Origin of the sequence: Polaromonas sp. (genome assembly GCF_030689685.1) — a bacterium.
Taxonomy (GTDB): domain Bacteria; phylum Pseudomonadota; class Gammaproteobacteria; order Burkholderiales; family Burkholderiaceae_C; genus Polaromonas.
The window spans coordinates 1-25561 of record NZ_JAUYEY010000042.1 but is presented as its reverse complement, the minus strand read 5'-3'; the positions used below and the strand labels follow the sequence as shown (position 1 = coordinate 25561).

The window sequence follows — 25561 nt, the reverse complement described above, 5'->3', positions numbered from 1 at the left end:
CTCGCAATTTATGCTCCACGCTTCCTTCCCACACTCGGTCGCCCTCATGCAGTTGCGCTTCACTTCGTTCGTTGTGATCAACATACGGCGGGACTTGCACCCGCGAGAGTGCGCCCATGCTGGGCGCACATGAAAAAAGCCCCAAGTCGCAAGGACTTGGGGCTTGTGTTTTGGTGGGCGGTGCAAGTTTCGAACTTGCGACCCCTGCAGTGTGAATGCAGTGCTCTACCCCTGAGCTAACCGCCCTGTCGGTCAGCCTCGAATTATAGCGGTTTTTAACATGTACCCGCGAGGGCGCGCCAGACTGTTTTGCCCTTGCTGGCCTTGTCGATGTCGGTCAGCAGAGTTTCATGGGCCGCCATTTCCTGGTCATTGGCCAGCAGCAGCGGCAAGTCGAATCCGCTGAGGTCCATCACTGGGAAGGCGTCGCCATCGGCGGCTGCGTTGCCAACATCCATCACCAGTGCGTTCTGTCCGCGTGTCAGGTTGATATACACATCGGCCAGCAGTTCGGCATCGAGCAAAGCGCCGTGAAGGGTCCGGCCGGAATTATCGACCTCCAGGCGGTCACACAAGGCGTCGAGCGAGTTGCGCTTTCCCGGAAACAGCTCTTTGGCCATCATCAGGCTGTCGGTGACTTTGGCGACGCACCGCGTGATGGGCGGCCGGTCCATCAACTCCAGCTCCTTGTTCAGAAAGCTGATGTCAAAGGGCGCGTTGTGGATGATGACTTCGGCCCCGCTCAGGTAGGCCAGCAGCTCATCGGCAATGACTGCGAACTTAGGCTTGTCACGCAGAAACTCGTTGCTGATGCCGTGAACCTTCAGCGCATCCTCATGACTGTCCCGCTCCGGGTTCAGGTAGAAGTGTTTGTTGTTGCCGGTGAGTTTGCGTCCCAGCAACTCCACGCAACCAATTTCAATGATGCGGTCGCCGTTTTCTGCGGACAGTCCGGTGGTTTCAGTGTCTAGAACGATTTGGCGCATGGTTCTGATGATAGCCGCGCTGGGTCGGTGGATGTTTTTCCGCCGGGCCGCCCCAAGGAAAATGCGCCCCCTCGGGGGGCAACGCAGCACACGCAACGGCAAACGTGGGGGCTATTGGTTCTCTTTGGCGTGATTGATCGAGTACTTGGGAATCTCGACCGTCACATCGCTCTGGGCCAGCAAGGCCTGGCAACTCAGGCGCGAGTTGGGCTCCAACCCCCAGGCGCGGTCCAGCAGGTCTTCCTCGGTTTCATCAAGCTCGTTGAGCGATGCAAAGCCCTCACGCACGATCACATGGCAGGTGGTGCAGGCCGCGCTCATGTCACACGCATGTTCGATGTTGATCTTGTTGTCGAGCAGCGCTTCGCAGATCGAAGTGCCGGCAGGCGCAGAAACCTCGGCGCCGTTCGGGCAGTATTCGGGATGGGGCAGTATTTTGATGATGGGCATGGTGTGGCGGTTTCTTCAAACCGTGGCAATGTTCTTGCCGGCCAGGGCTTGGCGAATGCCGCGGTTCATGCGCTGCGCGGCAAAGTTTTCGGTGCCATCGGCGAGCGCCTTGACGGCAGCTTCGATCTGCGCGGCGTCGCCCTGCTGACGTATCCGGGCGAGTTCGGCCATCAGCCGATGTATGTCCGTTTTCTCCGCTTCAGGCAGCAGATCGGCATCGGCGGTCAGAGCACTTTGCGTCGCCAGCAGCATGCGGTCGGCGTCAACTTGCGCCTCGGCCAGCGCACGCGCCTGCATGTCCTGCTGGGCGGTGGAGAAACTTTCCTGCAGCATGCGGGCAATGTCCTCGTCGGACAGACCGTAAGACGGCTTCACATCAATGCGCGCTTCCACACCACTGCCCTGCTCTTTGGCATTAACGCTGAGCAGGCCATCGGCATCAACCGTGAAAGTCACGCGAATGCGCGCGGCGCCTGCCACCATGGGCGGAATGCCGCGCAGCTCGAAACGTGCCAGGCTGCGGCAATCGGCCACCAGGTCGCGCTCGCCCTGCACCACATGCAGCGCCAGCGCGGTCTGACCGTCCTGGTAGGTCGTGAAGTCCTGCGCCATCGCCGTCGGGATGGTCTGGTTGCGCGGCACGATGCGTTCGACCAGGCCGCCCATGGTCTCAATCCCCAGCGACAGCGGGATCACGTCGAGCAGCAACAACTCGCTGCCGACAGCGTTGCCCGCCAGCTGGTTGGCGGACACCGCCGCGCCCAGCGCCACCACTTCATCGGGGTTCAAATTGGTCAGCGGCTCGCGGCCGAAAAAACTGCCAACCGCGCGGCGCACTTGCGGCATGCGGGTCGAGCCGCCCACCAGCACCACGCCCTGGATGTCGTCCTTGCCCAGCTCCGCGTCGCGCAGGGCCTTGCGCACTGCGGCCAGTGTGCGTTGTGTCAGCGACGCGGTGGCCGCCTCGAAGTCCGCCGCTTTCATGTCAAATTGCACGTTGGCCCTTGTCAGACGGGCGGAGAATGCTACGGAATCTGTAGCAGACAGGGCCTCCTTGCAGGCCCGCGCGGTCTGCAGCAGGGCCGCCTTGTCGCCTGGCGTCAACGTGTCGGCCGCCACACCGGCCTTGTCCAGCACCCATTGCACAAGCGCGCGGTCGTAGTCGTCGCCGCCCAGCGCGGAATCGCCGCCGGTGGACACGACTTCAAACACGCCCTGGCTCAGGCGCAGGATGGAGATGTCGAAAGTACCGCCGCCCAGGTCGTAGATCGCGTAAACGCCTTCGCTGGCGTTGTCCAGGCCGTAGGCAATCGCTGCAGCCGTCGGCTCGTTGATCAGGCGTAGCACATGGATGCCCGCCAGTTGCGCGGCATCCTTGGTGGCCTGGCGCTGCGCATCGTCAAAATACGCCGGCACCGTGATCACTGCGCCGAATACATCGTCGTCAAAGGTGTCTTCAGCCCGGTAGCGCAGGGTCGCCAGAATCTCGGCACTGACCTCGACCGGGCTTTTTTCGCCGGCCACGGTCTGCACGGCGACCATGCCGGGCTTGTCGATCAGTTCATAGGGAAGCTGCGCGCGGCTGGCGATGTCCCCCATGCCGCGCCCCATCAGACGCTTGACCGAGGCAATCGTGTTTTTCGGATCTTCGACCTGCGCGGCCAGCGCCTCGTAGCCGATCTGGCGGGTCATGGTGCCCGAGTCGTCCATGCGGTAACGCACCACGCTAGGCAGGATCACACGGCCCTGGGCATCGGGCAGGCATTCCGCCACGCCGTTGCGCACACTGGCCACCAGCGAATGGGTGGTGCCCAGGTCAATGCCGATGGCGATGCGCCGCTGGTGCGGGTTCGACGTCTGGCCGGGTTCGGAGATTTGCAGTAAGGCCATGAATCTGGGGTTGCGCTTGTTTTTTAAGAATATCTATTGTCCCAGCGCGTCGATGCGCGCATCGACCTCGCTGGCAAAACGCTCAATAAACATAAGGCCTCTCACCTGCCGGGCTGCTGCCGGAAAATCCCTGGCGATGTCCAGCAGGTGCTCTATTTTTGATAGCTGCTCACCCTTGCTGGACATGGCCTGAGCAGCAATTTCATCAAGATGTTCGATGCTCTCCGCGTCATCCAGCGCCTCGCGCCACTGCATCTGCTGCATCAGGAAGTCTGCAGGCATGGCGGTATTGCTTTCCGCCTCGATGGGTGCGTCATGAAGTTCGCACAGGTAGATGGCACGCTTGAGCGGATTTTTCAGCCGCTGGTAAGCCTCATTGATACGCACCGACCACTGCATCGCCAGCCGCTGCGCGGCGGCGCCCTGTGCCGCAAATTTGTCGGGATGCGCTTCACGCTGCAGCTCTTTCCAGCGCGCATCCAGCGCAACGCCATCCTGCACAAACTGCACAGGAACGTCAAACAGTTCGAAGTCGTTGGATTGGAGGGACGCCACTGGAGAATCTGGTTTCGTGATGGAAAGCGTAGCGAGCAGTCGTCAGGCTAGGCGCACGGAGCGCAGCAACCGGAACGTACTTCGGGTACGTGAGGATTGCGAGCACCGCGCAACGACGCATGGCGCCCGCGCAGTAGCTTTACACGCGAAAGCTTTCGCCGCACCCGCAGCGGTCGCGCTCATTCGGATTAAGAAACTTGAAGCCCTCGTTGAGCCCCTCGCGCACAAAATCAAGCTGGGTGCCATCGATATACGCCATGCTTTTGGGATCGACCAGCACCTTCACGCCGTTGTCCTCGAACACGACGTCTTCGGGCGCAACTTCATCGGCGTATTCGATCTTGTAGGCCAGGCCGGAGCAGCCGGTGGTTCTGACGCCCAGGCGCACGCCCACGCCCTTGCCGCGCTTGGTCATATAGCGGGTGACGTGCCGTGCTGCGGCGTCGGTGAGGGTAACGGACATGGTGCGCAGGTCGTTTGAAATTTAGTGAGCGTGCTTGAGCTTGTAGTCGCTGACGGCGGCCTTGATCGCGTCTTCCGCCAGGATGGAACAATGAATTTTCACCGGCGGCAGGGCCAGCTCTTCAGCAATCGCGCTGTTCTTGATGCTTGCCGCTTCGTCCAGGGTCTTGCCCTTGACCCACTCTGTCACGAGCGAGCTCGACGCAATCGCCGAGCCACAGCCATAGGTCTTGAAGCGCGCATCTTCAATCACGCCGGTCAGCGGGTTGACCTTGATCTGCAGCTTCATGACATCGCCGCAAGCGGGCGCGCCGACCATGCCGGTGCCTACCGTGTCGTCGCCTTTTTCAAATGAGCCGACGTTGCGGGGATTTTCATAGTGGTCCACCACTTTTTCGCTGTATGCCATTTTGTTTACCTCTTTAAGCCTTTGCCGCCGCAGTCAGTGAGCGGCCCACTGGATGGTGGAGAGATCCACGCCATCCTTGAACATTTCCCACAGGGGCGACAGTTCACGCAGCTTGGCCACGTTTTCCTTGATCGTTGCCACGGCGTAATCAATCTCTTCCTCGGTGCTCCAGCGGCCAATCGTCATGCGCAGACTGCTGTGGGCAAGCTCATCGCTGCGGCCCAGCGCACGCAGCACATAGCTGGGTTCCAGGCTGGCGGAGGTGCAGGCCGAGCCACTGGACACCGCCAGGCCCTTGATGCCCATGATCAGCGACTCACCCTCAACAAAATTGAAACTCATGTTGAGGTTGTGCGGCACGCGTTTGTTGGCGTGACCATTGAGGAAGACCTCTTCCACGTCTTTCAGGCCGGCGAGCATGCGCTCGTGCAGGGCAAGAATACGTTTGTTTTCCTCGTGCATCTCGGCCTTGGCAATGCGGTAGGCCTCGCCCATGCCCACGATCTGGTGGGTCGGCAAGGTGCCGGAGCGCATGCCGCGCTCATGACCGCCACCGTGCATCTGCGCTTCCAGGCGAACCCGCGGCTTGCGGCGCACATACAGCGCGCCTATGCCTTTCGGGCCGTAGGTCTTGTGGGAGGTCAGGCTCATCAGGTCAACCGGAAGCGTTGCCAGATCGATGTCCACACGCCCGGTCGCCTGGGCCGCATCCACATGGAAGATCACGCCCTTTTCGCGGCACAAGGCGCCGATGGCCGCGATATCCTGGATGACGCCGATCTCGTTGTTGACGTACATCACGCTCGCCAGAATCGTGTCGGGGCGAATCGCCGCTTTCAGCACCTCGATGTCCAGCAGGCCATCGGCCTGCACGTCAAGGTAAGTCACTTCAAGCCCCTGGCGCTCAAGTTCGCGGCAGGTGTCGAGCACGGCTTTGTGCTCGGTCTTGACGGTAATCAGATGTTTGCCACGCGTCTTGTAAAAATGTGCCGCGCCCTTGATGGCAAGGTTGTTGGACTCGGTCGCGCCACTGGTCCACACAATTTCGCGCGGGTCGGCGCCAATCAGTTCGGCCACTTGCTCACGGGCTTTTTCAACGGCGGCTTCCGCCTCCCATCCCCAGGCGTGACTGCGCGAGGCAGGGTTGCCGAAATGCTCGCGCAACCAGGGGATCATGGCGTCCACCACCCGTGGGTCGCACGGGTTCGTGGCGCTGTAGTCCATGTATATGGGGAAGTGAGGGGTTTCCATGTGGCTGGCTTTTTATTTCATGGCTGGCGTGCAGCATCAAAAAAAGTCGGCAGTCTGCCGCCGGTTTGACCGGCAGCGACCGGCCGGGATCAAGACTTCGAAAACGCGTTGCCGAGCGCAAACACCGAATTGGGTGCGTTGACCCGCATCGGCTTGGCCAGCGGCGAGGTGAAAATCGCTTTCTTCACCATGGGGGTGTTCTCAACCACCACGCCTTTGGCCAATTGGTCGTCCACCAACTTTTGCAGGGACACGGAGTCAAGAAACTCCACCATGCGGCTGTTCAGTGAAGCCCACAACTCGTGCGTCATGCAGCGGCCGCCATCACCAAGGCAGTTTTCCTTGCCGCCACACTGGGTGGAGTCAATCGGCTCGTCCACCGACACGATGATGTCGGCCACGGTGATTTCGGCAGCCTTGCGGCCCAGCGTGTAACCGCCGCCGGGACCACGGGTGGATTCCACCAGCTCATGGCGGCGCAGCTTGCCGAACAGTTGTTCCAGGTAAGACAGCGAAATCTGCTGGCGCTGGCTGATCGCAGCCAGGGTAACGGGGCCGTTGTTCTGGCGCAGCGCCAGGTCAATCATTGCTGTGACCGCAAAGCGGCCTTTGGTCGTGAGGCGCATTTTCAAGCTCCTTAAAAAGTTGGCTTGACTGTCGTTTGGCTCACCTTGCAAGGCTTGTGACCCCGCAAGGAACTCTTCTCCACCCACCCCGGCCGAATGGCCTTTTCAGCTCGGGGCTTTGTTGTTTTGTTTGTTGTTGACTGTTTTCGTCAAGTATACCACAGGGACACCCCGCTGAGAGCTCACCCGGCCCCTCTGTAGACCGGCAAAACCACCTGAAACGTCTCCTGTCCCGTTTTTTGGAGTCCGGTGCAGCCCGGCAGTTCCCGAGAACCGTGAAAGGTTATTCAGGCGGTGCGTGAACCGGCCGCCGGAAGGGGCGAAATGTTGTCGGCCCCCGGCGCGCCAAAGGCTTGCGCCTTCAGAACGTGCAACTGGTCGCGGACCTTGGCGGCTTTTTCGAATTCCAGGTTTTTGGCGTGTTCGATCATCAGTTTTTCCAGACGCTTGATCTCGCGGGCGATGTCTTTCTCGCTCATGTCTTCGACCAGCGCTTTCTGCATCTCCAGCTTTTCGGCTTCCTTGCCGGATTTTTCGCTGTAGACGCCGTCAATCAGGTCCTTGATGCGCTTGACGATGCTGCGCGGCGTGATGCCGTGTTCGAGGTTGAAGGCGATTTGCTTGTTGCGGCGGCGCTCGGTTTCGTCCATCGCCCTTTTCATGGAGTCGGTGATGCGGTCGGCGTACAAAATCGCCCGGCCATTCAGGTTGCGGGCGGCTCGACCTATGGTCTGGATCAGGCTGCGCTCGGCGCGCAAAAAACCTTCCTTGTCGGCATCGAGAATCGCGACCAGGCTGACCTCGGGAATGTCCAGGCCTTCGCGCAACAGGTTGATGCCCACCAGCACGTCAAAAGCGCCAAGCCGCAGATCGCGCAAGATTTCCACGCGTTCGACCGTGTCCACGTCGCTGTGCAGGTAGCGCACCTTGACGCCGTTGTCGGTCAGGTAATCGGTGAGTTGCTCGGCCATGCGTTTGGTCAGGGTGGTGATCAGCACGCGCTCGTTCTTGTCTACCCGAATGCGGATTTCCTGTAGCACATCGTCCACCTGGTGCGTCGCGGGGCGGACCTCCACCTCGGGGTCCACCAGCCCGGTCGGCCGCACCAACTGCTCGACCACCTTGCCGGCGTGCTGCTGCTCGTAAGCGGCGGGCGTGGCCGACACAAAAATCGCCTGGCGCATCTTGGATTCGAACTCCTCGAACTTGAGCGGCCGGTTGTCCAGCGCGCTCGGCAGGCGAAAACCGTACTCGACCAGCGTGGTCTTGCGCGAGCGGTCGCCGTTGTACATGGCGTTGAGCTGGCCGATCATCACGTGGCTTTCGTCGAGAAACATGATCGCGTCCTTCGGCAGGTAGTCGCACAACGTCGAGGGCGGCGAGCCCGGCGGCGCGCCGCTCAGGTGGCGCGTGTAGTTCTCGATGCCCTTGCAGTGGCCGATCTCGCTGAGCATCTCCAGGTCGAAACGCGTGCGCTGCTCAATGCGCTGGGCTTCAACCAGCTTGCCGTCGCCGACAAACTGCTTGACGCGCTCCGAGAGTTCGAGCTTGATGGTTTCGACTGCGGCCATCACTTTGTCACGCGGCGTGACGTAATGGCTTTTCGGGTAAACCACAAAACGCGGCACCTTCTGCCGAATGCGCCCGGTCAGCGGGTCGAACAACGAGAGCGACTCGATCTCGTCGTCGAACAACTCGATGCGGATCGCCAGTTCGGAATGTTCGGCCGGAAACACGTCGATCACGTCGCCACGCACGCGAAAGGTGCCGCGTGAAAAGTCTTGGTCATTGCGCGCGTACTGCATGCGGATCAGTCGCGAGATCACGTCGCGCTGGTTCATCTTGTCGCCGGTGCGCGCGATGAAACGCATCTGCGTGTAGTCTTCCGGCGCGCCAATGCCGTAAATCGCGCTGACTGTCGCGACGATGATGGTGTCGCGCCGCTCCAGCACGCTTTTGGTCGCCGACAGCCGCATCTGCTCAATGTGTTCGTTGATCGCCGAGTCTTTTTCAATGAACAGGTCGCGCTGCGGCACATAGGCCTCGGGCTGGTAGTAGTCGTAATAACTGACGAAATACTCGACCGCGTTTTTCGGAAAAAACTCGCGAAACTCGCTGTAGAGCTGCGCCGCCAGCGTCTTGTTGGGCGCAAACACAATTGCCGGGCGGCCCATCCGGGCGATGACATTGGCCATGGTGAAGGTCTTGCCGGACCCCGTCACACCGAGCAGGGTCTGAAACACTTCACCATCGTTCAGACCTTCGACCAGTTGCTCGATGGCTACCGGCTGGTCACCGGCTGGCGGGTAAGGCATGAACAACTCGAACGGCGAGTCCGGAAAGCGCATAAATTCGCCTTCGGCGTGGACTGCGCTGGACTCGGGCATGACTTCAATCACTTCTGGCATAAGACACCCAATTCTGGCCCGCTAAAATCTGAGGCAACCAAACAGAATACGACATTTGGCGGGCAGGCGGAACCTAGGGGCCGACTATCCGCCGGCTGTCTGCGTAACACCCGGTAAACCAGATAACGTGCCGGACCGTTTAAAAACCACACCCCCCTTCCAGAGGATTTTCATGTCGCTTTTCACCGCCGTCGAAATGGCCCCCCGTGATCCTATATTGGGCCTGAACGAGCAATTCAATGCCGATACCAACCCGGCCAAGGTCAACCTCGGCGTTGGGGTGTATTACGACGACAAGGGCAAGCTGCCACTGCTGCAATGTGTGCAAATCGCCGAAAAAGCCATGATGGAAGCGCCCAAGCCGCGCGGCTACCTGCCCATGGACGGCGTGGCCGCCTATGACGCAGCCGTCAAGGCGCTGGTCTTCGGCGCGGACAGCGAGCCGGTCACAAGCGGCCGCGTCGCCACGGCCCAGGGCATAGGCGGCACCGGCGGCCTGAAAATCGGCGCCGACTTCCTGAAGAAGCTGAGCCCCAACGCCAAGGTGCTGATCAGCGACCCGAGCTGGGAAAACCACCGCGCGCTGTTCACCCAAGCCGGGTTCGTGGTGGAAAGCTACCCCTACTACGACGCGGCCAATCGCGGCGTCAATTTCGACGGCATGCTAGCTGCGCTGAATGCAGCGGTTGAAGGCACCATCGTTGTGTTACACGCCTGCTGCCACAACCCGACCGGTTACGACATCACTAGCGCTCAGTGGGACCAGGTGATCGCTGCCGTCAAGGCCCGCAAACTCACCGCCTTCCTCGACATGGCTTACCAGGGCTTCGGCCACGGCATAGTGGAAGACGGCGCCGTCATCGGCAAGTTTGTCGCCGCCGGCCTCAATTTCTTTGTCTCGACCTCGTTCTCCAAAAGTTTCAGCCTCTATGGCGAACGTGTCGGCGCCCTGTCGGTGCTGTGCGAGAGCAAGGAAGAAGCCGACCGTGTGTTGTCGCAGATGAAGGTCGTGATCCGTACCAACTACAGCAACCCGCAGATCCACGGTGCCACCGTGGTCGCCAACGTGCTGAACAACCCCGAACTGCGCGCACTGTGGGAAAAAGAGCTGGGCGAGATGCGTGTACGCATCAAGGCCATGCGCCAGAAGCTGGTGGACGGCCTGAAAGCCGCCGGTGTGAAGGAAGACATGAGCTTCATCACGACCCAGATCGGCATGTTCAGCTATTCAGGCCTGACCAAGAACCAGATGGTGCGCCTGCGCAATGAATTCGGCGTTTATGGCACTGACACCGGCCGCATGTGTGTGGCCGCGCTGAACAGCCAGAACATTGCCCACGTCTGCGCGTCCATCGCCAAAGTGCTTTAAACCTGCCGGCCTGATGGACGATCTGGCGCAGCGTTTTGTGCAGGACGCCCTGCGGAACCGCTGCAACCAGGTCTTGCTGGAGCGCCTGCCAGAACTGGATTTGCCCGACGCCTGGCTGGTCGGCGGTTGCCTGTTCCAGACAGTATGGAATCTGCAGGGTGATCAGCCGCCAGAGGCCGGCATCCGCGACTACGACATCTTCTACTTCGACCCTTGCGATCTGTCTGAAGCTGCGGAAACCGCAGTCAACCAGCGCGCCCGAAACGCCTTCGGCAATCTGGGCGTGGAACTGGAAATCAAAAATCAGGCGCGCGTACACACCTGGTACCCCGCCTGGTTCGGCCGGCCCTGCCCGGCGTTGCAAAGTGCCTGTGAGGGTGTGGACCGGTTTCTGGTGGGCAGCACCAGTGTAGGTATGCAACAGACACAGGGACAGACCAGGGTGTACGCGCCGTATGGCCTGGCTGACCTGTACCAGGGCATCCTGCGCTGCAACCCCCGTGTGGACCACGGCACCTTGTATCCACAGAAAGCCCGCGACTACCAGGCGCGCTGGCCCTGGTTGAAACTTCCGGATTGAGCCTCAAAAGTGACCTCAGCCCCTATTCAGCGCGGATAAGCAGCTATTAAAACAGGAGCAGAGGATCCTTAGACCAGTGTTTCGCCGCGCATGTGCTCGCCCAGAAAGTCCAGAAAACTGCGCACCGCCGGCACCTGGCCGCGACGCGATGTAAACACGGCATGCGCCACGCCGGCGCGCAAGGCCCAGCCCGGTAGCACCGGCACCAGCAATTTCGCTTGCTGCTCGGCCCCACTCATAGACTCCGGTAAAAAACCCACGCCGGTTCCGGCCAGCATGGCCAGTTTCAGGGTCTGCAAATCGTCGGCCACATAACGCGGCTGGTGCTGCAGCACAAACTCCCTGCCGTCCGGACCCAGCAAGGTCCAGGAGGCGCGCCCGTCGATCCAGGACATGGCGACCGTGTCGAGCTGATGCAGGTCTTCCGGCTTCTCAGGCATGCCCTGGCGGCGCAGCAGGTCCGGGCTGGCGAGCAAGCGGCCGGCGCTGGGGCCGAGATTCTTGATGATCAGGCTGCCACTGTCGTCCAGCGTGGGGCGCACGCGCAGCGCAATGTCCACGCCTTCCTCCACCAGGTCCACCACCCGGTTGGTCACCCGCATGTCGACCTTGACCTGCGGGTACAGCGCCATAAAACGCGGCACCAGGTAACCGAGCGTGCTTTGCGCCAGCGTGACCGGGCAACTGATGCGCAGGGTGCCGCGCGGCTCGACCTGCAGTTGGGCGACGGCCTCGCCCGCGGCAAGCGCCTCGTCGCGCATGGCGCTGCAGTGGCGCAGGTAAATCGTGCCGACCTCGGTCAGTGAGAGCTTTCGGGTAGTGCGCTGCAGCAATCGGGCGCCCAGCCGCGCCTCCAGCTCGGCCACGCGCCGCGACAGGCGCGATTTGGGCAGGCCCAGGGCGCGACCGGCGGCGGCAAAACCGCCCCGCTCCACCACCTCGGCGAAATACAGCATGTCGTTCAAATCTTGCATGGCGCACCCTGTATTGTCCTGTTGGTGGAACAATGTATCGCGATTTTGCCGACTTATCAATCAATCGACTGACCCACACAATCTATCCATGGCTGAGATCAGGTGAACTCGGCCCACAACCCGAACCACTGTTTCAAGGAATCCAATCATGAGCAAGCTTCTTCACATCGACTCCAGCATCCTCGGCGGCAACTCCGTGTCGCGTCAGTTGACCGCACAAATCGTCGCCTCCTGGCGCGCCAGCCATCCCGCCACCGAAGTCAGCTACCTGGACCTGGCCGCAGACGCCCCCAGCCACCTGTCGGCCGAATCGCTGGGGTTTCGCCTGCCCGCCGGCAGCGCGCTCAGCGAAGTACAGCAACGTGAAAACGCCGTGTCCGAAGCGCTGGTGTCGCAGTTCCTGGCGGCCGACGTGATCGTGGTTGGCGCACCGCTGTACAACTTCAGCATCCCGACCCAGCTCAAGGCCTGGATCGACCGCGTGGCGCAAGTCGGCCGCACCTTTGCCTATACCGAAAAAGGCCCGGTCGGCCTGGCCGGCGGCAAAACCGTGATCGTGGCGTCCTCGCGCGGCGGCATGTATTCGACCAGCGAAGCCGGCAATGCCACCGAACACCAGGAAAGCTACCTCAAGGTGGTGTTCGGCTTCTTCGGTATCACCGACGTGCGTTTTGTACGCGCCGAGGGCCTGGCCATGGGTGAGGCCGCCAAGGCGTCCGCGCTGGCTGCCGCCGACCTGGAGATCAAAGCGGTCGCCACGCTGGCTGCCAACCAGCCTGAAGCCGCGCTGGCTGCATAAAGGCGCCGCTTAGACACAGAAAAGCCCGCAGATGCGGGCTTTTTTTTCATGCGCGGAAATTACGCATGGATCTTGACGAAGGCCACATAGGCATCTACCCAGGATTGCAAAAACTTCTTGCTGGCTTCACCAATGTTGCCGGCCTCGTCGTACAAACCGTCCTTGTTGTGGATAAAGGCCTCGGGCTGGCCCAGCGTCGGCATGTTCAGGTAGGCCAGGGTGTTGCGCAGGTGCTGCTGCGCCAGCGCGGTGCCGATGGGGCCGACTGATGCGCCTATGACCCCGGCCGGCTTGCCGTTCCACACACTTTTGCCGTAGGGTCGCGACGCATGGTCGATGGCGTTTTTCAGCACACCGGGAAGGGAGCGGTTGTATTCGGGCGTGAAAAACAAGACGCCCTGGGCGGCGGTGATCTCACCCTTCAGGCGCGTGACCGATGCCGCCGGGCTGGCGTCGTCGTCCTGGTTGTACAGCGGCAGGTCGTCAATACGCACAGGGGTGAAGCTGAACTCTGCAGGGAACAACTTTTCCAGCGCCTTGGCCAGTTGGCGGTTGAAGGAGTCCTTGCGGATGCTGCCGACGACGACGGCAATGTTGTATCGGGCCATGGGTTCTCCTGAATGTGGAAAATGGAAAAGACGACAGACTCATTGTGCAAAGTAGCCGGCCCCTTGCGCCTGACCAGGCTACCGTATCCGATGTAGTATTTATTCCCTTCTTTTCCCGCCATTTCCCGGCGCTTGCAAAGGCTTGCCATGAATCAGGAACTCTCACGCCTGGAGCAGGTGCCTGCGGTAAAGGCCCTGTTGTTCGACCTGGGCGGCGTGCTGATCGACATCGATTTCAACCGTGCTTTTGAGCACTGGCAGACCTTCTCTGCGCTGTCGCTGGAAGGCATCCGGGCCGCCTTTCGCTTCGACGACGCCTATGGAAAACACGAACGCGGCGAGATCGACGCCACCGAGTACTTCGCGCACCTGGTCAAAAAGCTTCAGTTGCGGGACGACCCCGAAGGTATCGCCCAGGGCTGGAACGCCATCTTCACCGGCGAAATCACCGAAACCCTGGCGCTGGTGCAGGCCGTCCGCACCCATCTGCCCTGCTACGCCTTCAGCAACTCCAACGCCGTGCACCAGGCGGCCTGGTCCCGCATGTACCCTGCAGTGGTGCAGGCCTTTGACCGGATTTTTGTGTCGTCCGACATCGGTTTGCGCAAGCCCGAACGGCGGGCTTTTGAACACATTGCCGATGCGATCAAGGTGCCTGCGCCTGCCATGCTGTTTTTTGACGACTTGGCCGAGAACGTGGCTGGTGCCCGCGCTGCGGGACTGCAAGCCGTGCATGTGCGCAGCCCGGCTGATGTGCGAGCGGCGCTTGCGGCACACGGCTGCGTGCCCCAGCCGCCGTCGGTATCGCCTTAAGCCATCGCCCTGCCCGCAGCGCTGCGTCAAAGGCCGTCTGGCTGCTTTCCGGGGCGCCCGGCCGATGCCGCAATCTCCGCCCAGGATTTGCCGTCGGCCCTCAGTTGCTCCACCGACGGTCCGGTGCTGTTGCCATACTGCGCCAGGCTCCTGGCCTCGATGACGGCCAATGCCGCCGGCGGCGTCATGCCGCGGTAAACCTGCTTGAGCCGGTCGCGCTCGCCTGCTGCCCAGCGGCCAACCTGCTCCTGCGCCACGCCTGCGACCAGCATGCCCGATACCTGCAGACCGAGTTCTGCCACCGCGCGCTCATACGCCAAACGTAAATCTGCCATGACCCGAATTTAATACCTCATGCTGCATTCCGTGCACATACATCCCGAACTCAGTGGTTTGTCCCAGTTCATCTGCCCATGCGCGCGGAACACTCCTCTTTTTATAGCTACTCGCGCCCGCCCCGTATGGGCTGGAGGCATATTTTTCTTATAAAACTCAGCCTGCGCGCCGAAACGTCAGGTTGATACGCCGCCGGCCCAGCAACGCATGGTCGCCGTCGGCCAGTGGGGCCACACCGTGAAACGCCAGGCGCGCCGGTCCACCCCAGACCACCACATCGCCATGCTGAAGCCGATACCGCTGCGTCCGGTCATTTCGCTGCGGCGTACCGAACAGGAAGACGGCGGGCAGGCCCAGCGACACCGACACGATGGGCGCTGAAAAATCGTTTTCGTCCTTGTCCTGGTGCAGCGACAGCTTGCTGCCTGGCAGGTACTGGTTGACCAGGCAGGCGTCAGGCGCAAAGTTGTCGAAGCCGGCCTGCGCTGCGGCGCAGCCCGCCAGCGCCCGCCAGCTTTCAGGCATGGACGGCCAGGGCCGGCCCGAGAGCGGGTCCAGTGCCTGATAGCGGTAGCCGCTTCGGCTGGAGACCCAACCCAGCGGGCCGCAGTTGCTCATGGCGACCGACAGGGTGTGACCGCCTGGCGTGACCAGGTGGCGCAAGGGTGCGGCGGTCAGCACCGGGTCCAGCCGCGCCATCAACTCAGCCCCCGCCTCGCGCGCAAAGCCGCGCAGCAGCACGGCGCCAGGCGCCAGCGCCTGCTGGGCCGGTTCCGATGTGGTGAAGTCTTCAAACAGGTCGGCTGTCACGCAGCCATTGTCCCCGGTCGGGGCTTACAGAGCATCATGAAAAATAATACCCAATGGGTGGCGCTGGCCGGTACGCACTTCGCTCACGCCGTGGCGCATGTTGGCGCGGTAAAAGCCCCGGCGACGACCACGGTGGGATTGAAGTCGCGGTCGGCGCCTTGGTGCGCGTAGGAGCTTGTCGGACTTGGAAATCGTCGGCTGCAAATCGACCACAGCGGTCCATTTTTACCGTCGTTTTAACCGGATTTACCTATCAAACCAGCCTCTGACCCATATGCAGAAAGCACGAAAAGCTATCTTATTGATAGCAAACAAGTTTGCAAGGCAGCGGAACATTGCGCCGCCCTGCGTGCCTAAACCGGACTGGCGGCGACTGCGGGCAAGTGCGGCCACGCGCGGGGTCGGCGCCAGACGGGGGCTTGTGCCCGCGCAGGAAGAGCCGGGCCAGCCGTCGGCAAGCCAGAGGAGCGGCTGTTCGCAAACTCCGGCAAATACACGGACAAGTCGTCGAAATTGGCCACGATCCATGGTCCCACCCAATGGCGCACCCAGCGCGCCAGCGCGATCCTCGGGTCTCCCATGCGCAGGCTGTTGGCAAAACGCGGACTGTAGAACGCGCGCGCCACGCAACGCTCGACCAACGGCGTGGCTTCATCGGCCACCCAGTCCAGAAACGCCGGCGACATCTTGAGGCGGCTTGCCTTCACAAGATCGTTGACCAGATCATCCAGCGCCGCGACAGCAACGATAGAGGCTTCATTGCTTGAAATAGTGTGGGTGCAAATCATGAGATAAGGCGTTGAAGAAGCCCTATCTTGAAGGCGCGGTATGACACCATGATGTCGCCGGCGCGAGCGTTTGAATTTGTTCAGGCCTCAGGCGGCAACAGCATCGCAATACGCTCGCTCAGGCCATCGGCCCGCTCGGCGCCCGCGACTTCCTCAACATTGAGAATAATGTCGCGGGCAATCGCCATCATGGACTCGCGGTCGCGTGCCTCGCGCAGCTGGTCTCGGTAATGCTTGGCCAGATCGGGCATTTTTTTAGAAAACATGCGCTCGCAAATATCAAACAAAAACATGCGCGTGGTCGCCAGCGAACGCTTGCCTTCGAAGTTGTCACTTTGGGGGCCGGGCGCCGGCGCAGGCGCAGGAGTGACTGCGGACACGGGAGAGAATGGGCCGGGCAATGGCGGCGCATAAAAGGCCTGCCGCACCTGGGCCTGGTTTTTCGCGACTGTTTCCCCTGCGCTTTCCGGTCCCAGCACGATCAGGTAGCCGTCGGTGATCAATTTTTGCAGGATGCGACCGTCGTCTTGCAGCAAGCCCTGCATTTCATCGCGCGTTTTACGGCCGTCCGCAAGCACCAGCGCGCCGCGCTCTCGCACGTTCAGTGCGCGCTCTCGGGAGGCTAGTTCGAGCTTGGCCTTTTCTGACTTGTGTAGTTGCATGGTGCGGCGCAAACGGTCCAGGCTGTAACGATCTGTGAATCGTAAGCAAGGCGTATGTCCAGCGCGTGACAGTTGACCTGGTGCTACACGCTGCGCGGCAAAACAACATGTCCCCCGCCTCAGAGCGCGTGAAACTTGGCCCAGCGCACAATATCGGCCGCACCCATGGCGCCAGCCTGGCGCGCGACCTCGTTGCCGTTGATAAACAGGGCCAGCGTCGGAATGCTGCGAATGTTGAAACGCGCGCCCAGCGCGGGTGAAGCTTCGGTATCGACCTTGGCGACGCGAAAAGCGGGTTCGAGCTCGGCCGCAGCCTGCGCGTAGGCCGGTGCCATCTGCAGGCAGGGGCCGCACCAGGGCGCCCAGAAATCAACCAGCACCGGGATCTGGTTGCGGCTGATGTGGCGCTCAAACGCTGCCTCATCCAGCGCCACCGGGTGGCGCGTGAACAGCATCTTGTGGCAGTTGCCACAGTCAGGCGACTTCGCCACGTCGTCCTGACGGACGCGGTTGGTGGTGTGGCAATGCGGGCAGACGATGTGCAGGGCGTCAGCCATCGTAGCCATCGTTTTTACCCGGTGTGCTTTTCAGTGCGGTGTCAGCCACCGGCTTCGTCCAGCGCCTTGCACGAAGGTGCGCAGACAGCGTGCGACTTGCCGAGCACTTTGCGGGTGCCCATTTGCGAGCGCGGACGGTGTTTGCCGCACATGAAACACGACATGGTGGCCGCGCCGAAAGAAGCGGACGCCACAAACGGCGAACCCGACACTTTGGATTTATAGCGCAGCCCATCGGCGAGTACAGTGGTTTTGGCATCAGCTCTGGCCATAAGGGGTTCCTTTGTTGGGGTGAGCGCATGGCGCGCTCTATAACTTGCCTGGCTTGCTGCTCGGCGCTGAGAGAACTTTCCAGCGGCGAGCAGCACAAGTCCGCGTACTGGTCCATGTCATTTTCGTACAACTCGGCCGTGGCCGGGTGGGTATCGGGCAAAACCCCCAGTTCCGTGCCCGGCAGGGCGTCACCAAACGCCTTGACCAAGTGGTTCACGACCGACAAGTATTGCTCCGGACCGACCGGCTCCTGGCGGTGCTCCAGCCGCAGCGGGTCCCTGGCAGTTCGGCAAGCACGTGGGTCACGGTCAGGCTCGTGCTGGAAGAAGGTGTGTGGGTGGTCATGAATCAAAGCTGGGGGCCCCGGCCTGTAAATCAAGCACCGGAGTGACCATTTTACCAGCAGCAGTTGGCCTCAAACCATCCCGGTCAGACACCGATTCACTCTTTTTTTCATAGCACCTGACATCCGTTGGACAGGGGCTGGCAGGCGTTTTTCTTTCAGGAAGCAGATGTTCCGGGGTGGCAGCCGCCGCGCAGGGCCGGCTGGTGCCAGTCGCAGCTCGCCTACAAGCGGATGCAGCCGGGGCCGACGGCGGCTGCGGCAGCCGCCTGAAACACTTTGTACCGAGGCTGGCCATCGCCGGCAGTTGCCAGGACCCGCCGTGCATTTCAAGCTTTTCTACCGCCTTGCCAGGCAATCCGTCACTGCCTGGATCGACGACTACGCCCCCAGCATGGGGGCCGCGATTTCCTACTACACGGTGTTTTCGATCGCGCCGCTGCTGATCATTGTCATCGCGGTCGCCGGCCTGGTCTGGGGCCGCGACGCCGTGCAGGGCGAAATCGTCGCCCAACTCACCGGCCTGATCGGCCAGGACGGTGCCACCGGCGTGCAGGCCCTGATCGAAAGCGCAAACAAGCCCGCCAAGGGGGTGATTGCCACGCTGATCAGCGTGGCCGTGCTGCTGGTCGGCGCAACCACGGTGTTTGCCGAGTTGCAAAGTGCGCTGGACCGGGTCTGGGACGTGCCGCCCTCGCAAAAGGCCTCCAGCATCTGGGCCACCCTGCGCGCGCGCCTGCTGTCGCTCGGTTTCATCCTGGGCCTGGGCTTTCTGCTGTCGGTGTCGCTGGTCATGAGTGCCGGGGTGGCGGCCTTCGGCGGCTGGGCCAACGGGCTGTTGCCGGGCTGGGAGCTGTTGTTGCAGGTCGTCAACACGGCGATCTCGCTGGGCATTTCCAGCCTGCTGTTCGCCATGATTTTCAAGCTGATGCCGCAGGCGCGGGTCAGTTGGCGCGATGTCTGGGTCGGCGCTGCCGTCACGGCCGTGCTGTTCGAGGTCGGCAAGGCGCTGATCGGCCTGTACATCGGCAAAAGCAGCGTGACTTCGTCCTTTGCGGCAGCCGGTTCGCTGGTGGTGCTGCTGCTTTGGGTGTACTACTCCGCGCAAATTTTCCTGCTGGGCGCGGAATTCACCTGGGTGTTTGCCCACCAACACGGCTCGCTCCGGGACCAGGCGGACACCAAGATGCTGCCGGCCGCCGGGGCCGTACACGACGATGGCAGTTTCCTCACGCCGGCCGTCGAAGCACCACACCGCAGCCAAGCGGTCGGAAAAGACATTCCGGCCGCCTCAGGAGCGGCCGTGTCCGCGCTCGTACGCAGGCGTTCGGCCACACCCACCCCGGCCCAGCGCGCCTGGGTGTATGGCGCGGCGTCCGGCACGCTGGTCCTGCTGTCCCTGCTGCTCAAAAAACGCCGCCGTGCTCCGCAGCAAGGCCTGAACCGGCATTGAGCCGACGCCCTGCATGCTCAAAAAGACCAGCACTCCCGCACCGTCATTGGCAGGCATGGCGAGCCCCGAACGCAGCCGCTTCGTACAGGTGCGCGGTGCGCGCGAGCACAACCTGAAAAATGTGGACCTGGACATTCCGCGCGATGCGCTGGTGGTGTTTTCAGGTGTTTCGGGATCGGGCAAATCCTCCCTCGCCTTCGGGACGCTGTACGCCGAGGCGCAGCGGCGCTACTTCGAATCGGTCGCCCCCTATGCGCGCCGACTGATTGACCAGGTCGGTGTACCCGACGTGGATTCGATCGACGGCCTGCCACCGGCGGTCGCACTGCAGCAACAGCGCGGCACGCCCAGTACCCGCTCGTCGGTGGGTAGCGTCACCACGCTATCGAGTTTTGTGCGCATGCTGTATTCACGCGCCGGCAGCTACCCGCCGCGCCAGCCCATGCTGTACGCGGAGGACTTCTCACCAAACACACCGCAGGGCGCCTGTCCGCACTGCCATGGGCTGGGGCACGTCTTCGAGGTCACCGAAAAGCTGATGGTGCCGGACGACAGCTTAAGCATCCGCGAGCGAGCGGTGGCCGCCTGGCCGCTGGCCTGGCATGGCCAGAACCTGCGCGACATCCTGGTCACGCTGGGGTACGACGTGGACACGCCGTGGCGCGATCTGCCGAAAAAAGACCGCGACTGGATCCTTTTCACCGAAGAGCAGCCCACGGTGCCGGTGTATGCCGGCTTCACCCCCGCCGAAACCCGCACCGCCCTGCGTCGCAAGACCGAACCGAGCTATCAGGGCACCTTCACCGGCGCGCGCAAATACGTGCTGCACACCTTTGCCACCACACAGAGCGCGCTCATGAAAAAACGCGTATCGCGTTTCATGGCCGGCAGCGTCTGCCCGTTCTGTGACGGCAAGCGGCTCAAGCGCGAAGCGCTGTCCGTCACCTTTGCCGGTGTGGACATTGGCATGCTGTCGCAAATGCCTCTGGACCGCATGGCCGAACTGCTGGGCCCGGCCGCCTGCGGGGAGTTCGGGCCCGCCCCGGACCGCGCCACCTGGAGCCGCAAAAAGGCCGGTGCAGACACGGCGCGCCGCGTGGCAGCCGGCGGAGCCGCCCACGATGCGGCTCCAGACGTGCGACGCACGCCCAACTTGTCCGAAGAAAAACGCATCGCCGCCCAGCGCATTGCACAGGACCTGCTGGCGCGTATCGCCACCCTGCAGGAGCTGAGCCTGGGTTACCTGGCGCTGGACCGCAGCACGCCGACCCTGTCATCCGGCGAGCTGCAGCGCCTGCGTCTGGCCACACAAATCCGCTCCAACCTGTTCGGCGTGGTCTATGTGATGGACGAACCGTCGGCCGGACTGCACCCGGCCGACAATGAAGCGCTGCTGCTGGCGCTGGACCAGCTTCGCCAATCAGGAAATTCGATTTTTGTGGTGGAACACGACCTGGACATGATGCGGCGCGCCGACTGGCTGGTCGACGTGGGGCCGGACGCGGGCGAACGCGGCGGCCATGTGCTCTACAGCGGACCGCCCGCCGGCCTGAAGGCTGTCACCGCTTCCCGCACCGCGCCCTATCTTTTTGGCTCGCACTCGCCCCTGCCCCGCAGCTCACGGCAACCGACGGGCTGGCTGGAACTGAAAAATATCCGGCGCAACAACCTGCATGGTGTGGACGCGCGTTTTCCGCTGGGCGTGTTCACCTCGGTCACCGGTGTGTCGGGTTCGGGCAAGTCCAGTTTGGTCAGCCAGGCCCTGGTCGAGCTGGTCTGTGAATATCTGGGCCACGAACCGGCGGCGCCCGATGAGGCAGAGGTGGACGGCGAGCCCAGCGTGGCCGCACAGACCGGCGGCCGCATCACAAGCGGCCTGCAGGGCCTGCACCGGCTGGTGCGGGTGGATCAAAAACCAATTGGCCGCACGCCGCGATCCAATCTCGCGACCTACACCGGTCTGTTCGACAACGTGCGCAAGCTGTTTGCCGCCACGCGGGGGGCCAACGCCCATCGCTATGACGCGGGCCGATTTTCCTTCAACGTCGCCAAGGGACGCTGCGAAACCTGCGAAGGGGAAGGTTTTGTCAGTGTCGAGCTGCTGTTCATGCCCAGCGTGTATGCGCCCTGCCCAGCCTGCCACGGCGCACGCTACAACGAGGCGACTTTAAAAATCACCTGGCAGGACAAAACCATTGCCGACGTGCTGGGCATGACGGTCGAGGAAGCCTGCGACTTTTTCGCGAGCGAGACCCGCGTGCTCAAGCCACTGACGCTGCTGCGCGATATCGGCCTGGGTTATTTGCGGCTGGGCCAGCCGGCGACTGAACTGTCGGGCGGCGAGGCGCAACGCATCAAGCTGGCCACCGAACTGCAACGCCCCCAGCGCGGCGACACCCTGTATGTGCTGGACGAACCGACCACCGGCCTGCACCCGGCCGACGTGGACCGGCTGATGGCGCAACTGCAAGGCCTGGTCAACGTCGGCAACACGGTCATCGTGGTCGAGCACGAATTACGCGTGGTGGCGGCCAGCGACTGGGTCATCGACGTCGGCCCCGGTGCCGGCGAACAGGGCGGCCGCATCGTGGCAACGGGCACGCAGGCCGGGATTTGCAAGATCAAGGACAGCCGGACCGGACCCTATCTGCGTCATTACCTCGACTGAACGGCGACTGGCATGGGAAACCGGACATGCTGCATCCGGGAAGCGGTCTGCTTGACGGATGATGGCCTTTTAGGGACCGGCGGGTGGAAACCTTCCTAAAATAGTGAATTCAGGGCAACAGGTCTGCTGTTCTTGTCGGTTGCATTGGCATGCGATAAAGGCAAAAAGCGAAACTCTGCAGGCTTGGACCCACTGCATCCATAACGTCCCTCACGAAAGAATTCACATGGCACGCACCGTCAACTGCATCAAACTCGGCCGCGAAGCCGAAGGCCTGGACTATCCGCCCTACCCCGGCCCGCTGGGCAAACGCCTGTGGGAAGAAGTCAGCAAGGAAGCCTGGGCCGAATGGATGAAGCAGCAGACCATGCTGGTCAATGAGAACCGCCTGAACCTGGCTGACGCGCGTGCCCGCCAATACCTGGCGCGGCAGATGGAAAACCACTTTTTTGGCAGTGGCGCCGACAAGGTGCAGGGCTACATTCCGCCAACAACCTGATTTCGCGCATGCCTGAGCGCATTGAGTGGCTGGCCGACGGCACGCCCTATAGCTCGCGCTTTGGCGACCGTTACCGCAGCGAACTCGGCGGGCTGGCGCAAGCACGTGAGGTTTTTCTGCACGGCTGTGGCCTGCCGGAAGCCTGGGCCCACGAGCCGCAGTGGCGCATTCTGGAAACCGGTTTTGGCCTGGGCCTGAATTTTCTGGTCACCTGGCAGGCCTGGAAAGCCGATCCGGCGCGCCCGCGCCTGCTGCATTTCGTCTCGACCGAGGCCTTTCCAGCCAGCGCCGACGACATGCTGCGCGCCGCCGCTGCGCATCCGGAACTGCGGCCTTTGGCCATCCAACTGCAGGCGCAGTGCTGGGGCCTGCTACCCGGTGTGCACCGTCTGGTGTTTGAAGAAGGCCGGGTGTTGCTGAGCCTGTGCATCGGTGACACCCAGGCCATGCTGCGCGAGCAACATTTCGAGGCCGATTCGGTTTACCTCGACGGCTTCAGCCCGTCAAAAAATCCGGACATGTGGGACCTTCAAACGCTCAAGGCGGTGGCGCGCTGCTGCCGCCGCAGCACCCGCATCGCGAGCTGGACGATTGCTCGGGCTGTGCTCGACGGCCTGACCCAGTGCGGCTTCACCGTGCGCAAAACGCCGGGCCTGCCACCCAAGCGCGACAATCTGCAGGGCGAGTTCGACCCGCGCTGGGAGCCGCGCAAAGCCTTGTCGTCTACACCCTTTACGCCGGTCACCCCCTCAAGCTGCGTGGTGATAGGCGCTGGCCTCGCGGGCGCGGCCGTGGCCGCCAGCCTGGCGCGGCGCGGCTGGCAGGTCGAGGTGCTGGACAGCCATGCGGCGCCGGCAGGCGGCGCCTCAGGGCTGCCGGCCGGCGTGCTGGTGCCACATGTCTCGCCCGACGACAGTGTGCTGTCGCGGCTGTCGCGCTGCGGTGTGCGCGCGACCTGGCAGCAGGCCCAGGCCCTGCTGCAGCCGGGCAAGGACTGGCAGGCCTGCGGCGTGCTGGAGCGGCGACTGGACGGCAGCACCGGCTTGCCCGCAGGCTGGCCAGAGGCCGGCCACGACTGGAGCCAGCCCGCATCACCGGCGCAGTTGGCCCAGGCAGGCCTTGGCGGTGACACAAGGCCCGCCTGCTGGCACCACCGCGCCGGCTGGATCCAACCAGCGCGGCTGGTGCACGCCTTGCTCGCACAGCCGGGCATACGCTGGCGCGGCGGCATGCAAGTCGCGCGATTGCAGCGAGACATGGCAACCGGCCACTGGCAACTGTTCAATGTGCAAGAAAGCTGCCTGGCGCAGGCGAACATGGTGGTACTTGCTGCCGGCCATGCCAGCCGCCTGCTGATTGAAGGCGGCTTGCCGCTGCAGCCGATTCGTGGGCAGATGTCCTGGGGCCTGCACGACGGGCTGCCCACGACGACGGGTTTTCCGCCCTTTGTGGTGAACGGCAGCGGCAGTTTCATTCCCTCCGTGCCGACCGATGATGGCATGGCCTGGCTCGCAGGCGCGACTTTCGAGCGCGACCAGGACAGCATTGAAACCCGGCCCGCCAACCAACAAGCCAATCTTGCGCGCCTGCAAGCCCTGCTACCAGCCACGGCGCAAACGCTGGCGCCAGTTTTTCAAAACGACTCGGCACGCGCCTGGGCCGGTGTGCGCTGCGCCGCGCCCGACCGCCTGCCGCTGGTGGGCCGGGTTGACGCCAACGCATGGCCGGGATTGTGGGTCAGCACCGCCATGGGTTCGCGCGGTCTGAGCTTTGCCGTGTTGTGCGGCGAGCTGCTGGCGGCCAGCTTGCATGGCGAGCCCTTGCCGCTGGAACACCGCCTGGCGCAAGCCTTGTCGCCTCAGCGCTTCCAGGCATGAACCGCGAAAATTTATAGTCTTTTCCGCCTCTAGCCCATACTGGACGGGTGTCAACAGCTATATATTTTGTAGCAAAATCTTCAGTTTTTCGGGGTCCAGCGGCTTCTTCAAATAGACTTCCGCGCCGGACAACCATGCGCGTGCGCCCTGGCCCCAGGACTGCATGGAGCCGGTGACAAAAAGATGGGGCGTCTTGGGCCGCATCCCGTCCATCGCCTTGAGCAACTGCCAACTGTCCATGTCGGTCAGGCCCAGGTCCACGATGACCAACTGATAGACAGAGCCGCGCAGCAGTTCAAGCGCCTCAGCGCCGCTGGCGGCTTCGTCCACCTCATGCAAACCGGCCGATGACAGCTTGGCGCGCAGATAAAGGCGCTCGTCGCGGCCGGCATCCACCACCAGCACACGCCGCGCGGCTGCCGGCGAGACGCCCTTCAGCGCCATCGGCGCGGTGTCGTCGTTGCCATCAAAGTGCACATCCAAATCCGCATCGTGCGCCAGGTCCAGGTGGAGCGACAAGGCCGTTGCTGTCACTGGCAAAAACGCCTCGTCCATCGCTTCGATCAAGGCGGACCATTTGACCGGCGAAGCAAACACCCGCCAGGCCCCGGCCGGTGCGCCTGCACCCACCCAGGCCAGTTTGAAGCTGTCGTGCAGCGGATTGGCCAGGGCCAGAGTAGCCTCCCAGCTATCGCCATCTATCAGCACAACATGGGGCGCTTCGGGGCTTTCTGCTGTCCAGGGTGCATAAACCACCCGGTGCGATTCAGACAGGCGAAACAGGGTGTGCAGGGCGTGGCGCTCGGCATCGCTGAAGCCGTAGTACTTGATGAATATTGGTTTCACAGCCCCCAGCGCTCCCATGAATGTCATTTGCGGTGGATTATGCGGGGGCTCGCGCCGCAACTCACAGCGGGCTTGCCCCAATTTAGGGCCGGTTCGGGTTTTGCCGAATTTCAAGAATCTAGGAGCCCGGGCGGCAGAAGGAACGTCGGCTGCAAAGCGGCCGCGACGGTCCATTTTTCACCGGCTTTTTGCCCCATAGCTACGGCTATGGCGCTGCAAACCCGGCGAAAACTGTCCTCGCCGGGGCCACTTTTCGCTTCGACGCCTTC

The 25561-nt window shown here is 62.5% G+C and carries 27 protein-coding genes and 1 tRNA gene; 8 read left to right on the top strand and 20 right to left on the bottom strand.

What is annotated here, in order from left to right; translation table 11 throughout:
* Nucleotides 1-171: 171 nt before the first annotated feature.
* The 10 genes from Q8O29_RS10785 to uvrB form a co-directional block, all read right to left on the bottom strand.
* Nucleotides 172-246, bottom strand: a tRNA-Val gene (locus Q8O29_RS10785).
* 29 nt (nt 247-275) lie between these two features.
* Complete coding sequence (dnaQ, locus tag Q8O29_RS10780) at nt 276-986, bottom strand: DNA polymerase III subunit epsilon (RefSeq protein ID WP_305562620.1); 711 nt, start codon at nt 984-986, stop codon at nt 276-278.
* A 111-nt stretch (nt 987-1097) separates the two neighbouring features.
* Nucleotides 1098-1436: an ISC system 2Fe-2S type ferredoxin gene (gene fdx, locus Q8O29_RS10775; protein WP_305562618.1), complete on the bottom strand. Its 339-nt coding sequence runs from the start codon at nt 1434-1436 to the stop codon at nt 1098-1100.
* Between the two features lie 15 nt (nt 1437-1451).
* Nucleotides 1452-3326 (bottom strand): Fe-S protein assembly chaperone HscA, encoded by a 1875-nt coding sequence (gene hscA / locus Q8O29_RS10770; RefSeq protein WP_305562616.1) that lies wholly within the window; start codon nt 3324-3326, stop codon nt 1452-1454.
* 33 nt (nt 3327-3359) lie between these two features.
* Complete coding sequence (hscB, locus tag Q8O29_RS10765; protein WP_305562614.1) at nt 3360-3881, bottom strand: Fe-S protein assembly co-chaperone HscB; 522 nt, start codon at nt 3879-3881, stop codon at nt 3360-3362.
* A gap of 139 nt (nt 3882-4020) precedes the next feature.
* Nucleotides 4021-4344 (bottom strand): iron-sulfur cluster assembly protein IscA, encoded by a 324-nt coding sequence (gene iscA / locus Q8O29_RS10760; protein WP_305562612.1) that lies wholly within the window; start codon nt 4342-4344, stop codon nt 4021-4023.
* A gap of 21 nt (nt 4345-4365) precedes the next feature.
* Complete coding sequence (gene iscU, locus Q8O29_RS10755; protein ID WP_293592264.1) at nt 4366-4752, bottom strand: Fe-S cluster assembly scaffold IscU; 387 nt, start codon at nt 4750-4752, stop codon at nt 4366-4368.
* Between the two features lie 33 nt (nt 4753-4785).
* Nucleotides 4786-6003, bottom strand: a complete 1218-nt coding sequence (locus tag Q8O29_RS10750) for an IscS subfamily cysteine desulfurase (RefSeq protein ID WP_305562610.1) — start codon at nt 6001-6003, stop codon at nt 4786-4788.
* An 89-nt stretch (nt 6004-6092) separates the two neighbouring features.
* Entirely contained in the window at nt 6093-6629 is a 537-nt protein-coding gene (gene iscR, locus Q8O29_RS10745) for a Fe-S cluster assembly transcriptional regulator IscR (RefSeq protein ID WP_305562608.1), read from the bottom strand.
* 287 nt (nt 6630-6916) lie between these two features.
* Complete coding sequence (gene uvrB / locus Q8O29_RS10740) at nt 6917-9037, bottom strand: excinuclease ABC subunit UvrB (RefSeq protein WP_305562606.1); 2121 nt, start codon at nt 9035-9037, stop codon at nt 6917-6919.
* A gap of 172 nt (nt 9038-9209) precedes the next feature.
* Here uvrB and Q8O29_RS10735 point away from each other — a divergent pair, with 172 nt between their 5' ends.
* Both Q8O29_RS10735 and Q8O29_RS10730 read left to right on the top strand, forming a co-directional pair.
* A complete protein-coding gene (locus tag Q8O29_RS10735; RefSeq protein WP_305562604.1) occupies nt 9210-10406 on the top strand; it encodes an amino acid aminotransferase in 1197 nt (398 codons plus the stop codon).
* A gap of 13 nt (nt 10407-10419) precedes the next feature.
* Complete coding sequence (locus Q8O29_RS10730; protein WP_305562602.1) at nt 10420-10986, top strand: nucleotidyltransferase family protein; 567 nt, start codon at nt 10420-10422, stop codon at nt 10984-10986.
* A 68-nt stretch (nt 10987-11054) separates the two neighbouring features.
* Here the strand turns inward: Q8O29_RS10730 and Q8O29_RS10725 are convergent, their stop codons facing one another.
* A complete protein-coding gene (locus Q8O29_RS10725) occupies nt 11055-11960 on the bottom strand; it encodes a LysR substrate-binding domain-containing protein (protein ID WP_305562600.1) in 906 nt (301 codons plus the stop codon).
* Nucleotides 11961-12108: 148 nt separating this feature from the next.
* On the opposite strand from Q8O29_RS10725, the gene Q8O29_RS10720 reads away from it, so the two are divergent.
* The gene (locus tag Q8O29_RS10720; RefSeq protein ID WP_305562598.1) at nt 12109-12759 is read left to right on the top strand and encodes an FMN-dependent NADH-azoreductase; all 651 of its coding nucleotides are present in this window, start codon (nt 12109-12111) and stop codon (nt 12757-12759) included.
* 59 nt (nt 12760-12818) lie between these two features.
* Here Q8O29_RS10720 and Q8O29_RS10715 read toward each other — a convergent pair whose 3' ends face one another.
* Nucleotides 12819-13367, bottom strand: coding sequence for an NADPH-dependent FMN reductase (locus Q8O29_RS10715; RefSeq protein ID WP_305562596.1), 549 nt, complete (start codon nt 13365-13367; stop codon nt 12819-12821).
* Nucleotides 13368-13514: 147 nt separating this feature from the next.
* Here Q8O29_RS10715 and Q8O29_RS10710 point away from each other — a divergent pair, with 147 nt between their 5' ends.
* A complete protein-coding gene (locus tag Q8O29_RS10710) occupies nt 13515-14180 on the top strand; it encodes an HAD family phosphatase (protein ID WP_305562595.1) in 666 nt (221 codons plus the stop codon).
* A 26-nt stretch (nt 14181-14206) separates the two neighbouring features.
* On the opposite strand, the gene Q8O29_RS10705 is transcribed toward Q8O29_RS10710, so the two are convergent.
* The 7 genes from Q8O29_RS10705 to Q8O29_RS10675 all read right to left on the bottom strand — a co-directional run bounded on the left by Q8O29_RS10705 (nt 14207) and on the right by Q8O29_RS10675 (nt 17605).
* The gene (locus tag Q8O29_RS10705; protein WP_305562593.1) at nt 14207-14515 is read right to left on the bottom strand and encodes a hemagglutinin; all 309 of its coding nucleotides are present in this window, start codon (nt 14513-14515) and stop codon (nt 14207-14209) included.
* A gap of 157 nt (nt 14516-14672) precedes the next feature.
* Nucleotides 14673-15326 carry a DNA oxidative demethylase AlkB gene (alkB, locus tag Q8O29_RS10700; RefSeq protein ID WP_305562591.1) on the bottom strand — a complete coding sequence of 218 codons (654 nt, stop codon included), beginning with the start codon at nt 15324-15326 and terminating at the stop codon, nt 14673-14675.
* A gap of 24 nt (nt 15327-15350) precedes the next feature.
* Nucleotides 15351-15539 (bottom strand): 2OG-Fe(II) oxygenase, encoded by a 189-nt coding sequence (locus tag Q8O29_RS20375; protein ID WP_371134208.1) that lies wholly within the window; start codon nt 15537-15539, stop codon nt 15351-15353.
* 140 nt (nt 15540-15679) lie between these two features.
* The gene (locus tag Q8O29_RS10690) at nt 15680-16114 is read right to left on the bottom strand and encodes a hypothetical protein (RefSeq protein WP_305562589.1); all 435 of its coding nucleotides are present in this window, start codon (nt 16112-16114) and stop codon (nt 15680-15682) included.
* Between the two features lie 80 nt (nt 16115-16194).
* Nucleotides 16195-16776: a hypothetical protein gene (locus Q8O29_RS10685; RefSeq protein WP_305562587.1), complete on the bottom strand. Its 582-nt coding sequence runs from the start codon at nt 16774-16776 to the stop codon at nt 16195-16197.
* A 119-nt stretch (nt 16777-16895) separates the two neighbouring features.
* Nucleotides 16896-17333 (bottom strand): thioredoxin TrxC, encoded by a 438-nt coding sequence (gene trxC / locus Q8O29_RS10680; protein WP_305562585.1) that lies wholly within the window; start codon nt 17331-17333, stop codon nt 16896-16898.
* A 41-nt stretch (nt 17334-17374) separates the two neighbouring features.
* On the bottom strand, nt 17375-17605 hold the full coding sequence (locus tag Q8O29_RS10675; protein ID WP_305562583.1) for a hypothetical protein: 231 nt from the start codon (nt 17603-17605) through the stop codon (nt 17375-17377).
* A 666-nt stretch (nt 17606-18271) separates the two neighbouring features.
* On the opposite strand from Q8O29_RS10675, the gene Q8O29_RS10665 reads away from it, so the two are divergent.
* From Q8O29_RS10665 to mnmC, 4 genes are all read left to right on the top strand, one after another.
* A complete protein-coding gene (locus tag Q8O29_RS10665) occupies nt 18272-19402 on the top strand; it encodes a YihY/virulence factor BrkB family protein (RefSeq protein WP_371134207.1) in 1131 nt (376 codons plus the stop codon).
* Nucleotides 19403-19457: 55 nt separating this feature from the next.
* Nucleotides 19458-22070 (top strand): excinuclease ABC subunit UvrA, encoded by a 2613-nt coding sequence (locus tag Q8O29_RS10660; protein WP_305562581.1) that lies wholly within the window; start codon nt 19458-19460, stop codon nt 22068-22070.
* 226 nt (nt 22071-22296) lie between these two features.
* The gene (locus Q8O29_RS10655; RefSeq protein ID WP_305562579.1) at nt 22297-22569 is read left to right on the top strand and encodes an oxidative damage protection protein; all 273 of its coding nucleotides are present in this window, start codon (nt 22297-22299) and stop codon (nt 22567-22569) included.
* Nucleotides 22570-22577: 8 nt separating this feature from the next.
* Nucleotides 22578-24446 carry an FAD-dependent 5-carboxymethylaminomethyl-2-thiouridine(34) oxidoreductase MnmC gene (gene mnmC / locus Q8O29_RS10650; RefSeq protein ID WP_305562577.1) on the top strand — a complete coding sequence of 623 codons (1869 nt, stop codon included), beginning with the start codon at nt 22578-22580 and terminating at the stop codon, nt 24444-24446.
* A 57-nt stretch (nt 24447-24503) separates the two neighbouring features.
* On the opposite strand, the gene Q8O29_RS10645 is transcribed toward mnmC, so the two are convergent.
* Nucleotides 24504-25319 (bottom strand): response regulator, encoded by an 816-nt coding sequence (locus tag Q8O29_RS10645; RefSeq protein ID WP_305562575.1) that lies wholly within the window; start codon nt 25317-25319, stop codon nt 24504-24506.
* Between the last annotated feature and the right edge of the window lie 242 nt (nt 25320-25561).

Excerpts from the sequence above, each read along its gene's own strand:
- dnaQ (WP_305562620.1), bottom strand. The coding sequence starts at position 986 with ATGCGCCAAATCGTTCTAGACACTGAAACCACCGGACTGTCCGCAGAA.
- fdx (WP_305562618.1), bottom strand. The coding sequence starts at position 1,436 with ATGCCCATCATCAAAATACTGCCCCATCCCGAATACTGCCCGAACGGC.
- hscA (WP_305562616.1), bottom strand. The coding sequence starts at position 3,326 with ATGGCCTTACTGCAAATCTCCGAACCCGGCCAGACGTCGAACCCGCAC.
- iscA (WP_305562612.1), bottom strand. The coding sequence starts at position 4,344 with ATGTCCGTTACCCTCACCGACGCCGCAGCACGGCACGTCACCCGCTAT.
- iscU (WP_293592264.1), bottom strand. The coding sequence starts at position 4,752 with ATGGCATACAGCGAAAAAGTGGTGGACCACTATGAAAATCCCCGCAAC.
- Q8O29_RS10750 (WP_305562610.1), bottom strand. The coding sequence starts at position 6,003 with ATGGAAACCCCTCACTTCCCCATATACATGGACTACAGCGCCACGAAC.
- iscR (WP_305562608.1), bottom strand. The coding sequence starts at position 6,629 with ATGCGCCTCACGACCAAAGGCCGCTTTGCGGTCACAGCAATGATTGAC.
- uvrB (WP_305562606.1), bottom strand. The coding sequence starts at position 9,037 with ATGCCAGAAGTGATTGAAGTCATGCCCGAGTCCAGCGCAGTCCACGCC.
- Q8O29_RS10735 (WP_305562604.1), top strand. The coding sequence starts at position 9,210 with ATGTCGCTTTTCACCGCCGTCGAAATGGCCCCCCGTGATCCTATATTG.
- Q8O29_RS10730 (WP_305562602.1), top strand. The coding sequence starts at position 10,420 with ATGGACGATCTGGCGCAGCGTTTTGTGCAGGACGCCCTGCGGAACCGC.
- Q8O29_RS10725 (WP_305562600.1), bottom strand. The coding sequence starts at position 11,960 with ATGCAAGATTTGAACGACATGCTGTATTTCGCCGAGGTGGTGGAGCGG.
- Q8O29_RS10720 (WP_305562598.1), top strand. The coding sequence starts at position 12,109 with ATGAGCAAGCTTCTTCACATCGACTCCAGCATCCTCGGCGGCAACTCC.
- Q8O29_RS10715 (WP_305562596.1), bottom strand. The coding sequence starts at position 13,367 with ATGGCCCGATACAACATTGCCGTCGTCGTCGGCAGCATCCGCAAGGAC.
- Q8O29_RS10710 (WP_305562595.1), top strand. The coding sequence starts at position 13,515 with ATGAATCAGGAACTCTCACGCCTGGAGCAGGTGCCTGCGGTAAAGGCC.
- Q8O29_RS10705 (WP_305562593.1), bottom strand. The coding sequence starts at position 14,515 with ATGGCAGATTTACGTTTGGCGTATGAGCGCGCGGTGGCAGAACTCGGT.
- Q8O29_RS10690 (WP_305562589.1), bottom strand. The coding sequence starts at position 16,114 with ATGATTTGCACCCACACTATTTCAAGCAATGAAGCCTCTATCGTTGCT.
- Q8O29_RS10685 (WP_305562587.1), bottom strand. The coding sequence starts at position 16,776 with ATGCAACTACACAAGTCAGAAAAGGCCAAGCTCGAACTAGCCTCCCGA.
- trxC (WP_305562585.1), bottom strand. The coding sequence starts at position 17,333 with ATGGCTGACGCCCTGCACATCGTCTGCCCGCATTGCCACACCACCAAC.
- Q8O29_RS10675 (WP_305562583.1), bottom strand. The coding sequence starts at position 17,605 with ATGGCCAGAGCTGATGCCAAAACCACTGTACTCGCCGATGGGCTGCGC.
- Q8O29_RS10660 (WP_305562581.1), top strand. The coding sequence starts at position 19,458 with ATGGCGAGCCCCGAACGCAGCCGCTTCGTACAGGTGCGCGGTGCGCGC.
- Q8O29_RS10655 (WP_305562579.1), top strand. The coding sequence starts at position 22,297 with ATGGCACGCACCGTCAACTGCATCAAACTCGGCCGCGAAGCCGAAGGC.
- mnmC (WP_305562577.1), top strand. The coding sequence starts at position 22,578 with ATGCCTGAGCGCATTGAGTGGCTGGCCGACGGCACGCCCTATAGCTCG.
- Q8O29_RS10645 (WP_305562575.1), bottom strand. The coding sequence starts at position 25,319 with ATGACATTCATGGGAGCGCTGGGGGCTGTGAAACCAATATTCATCAAG.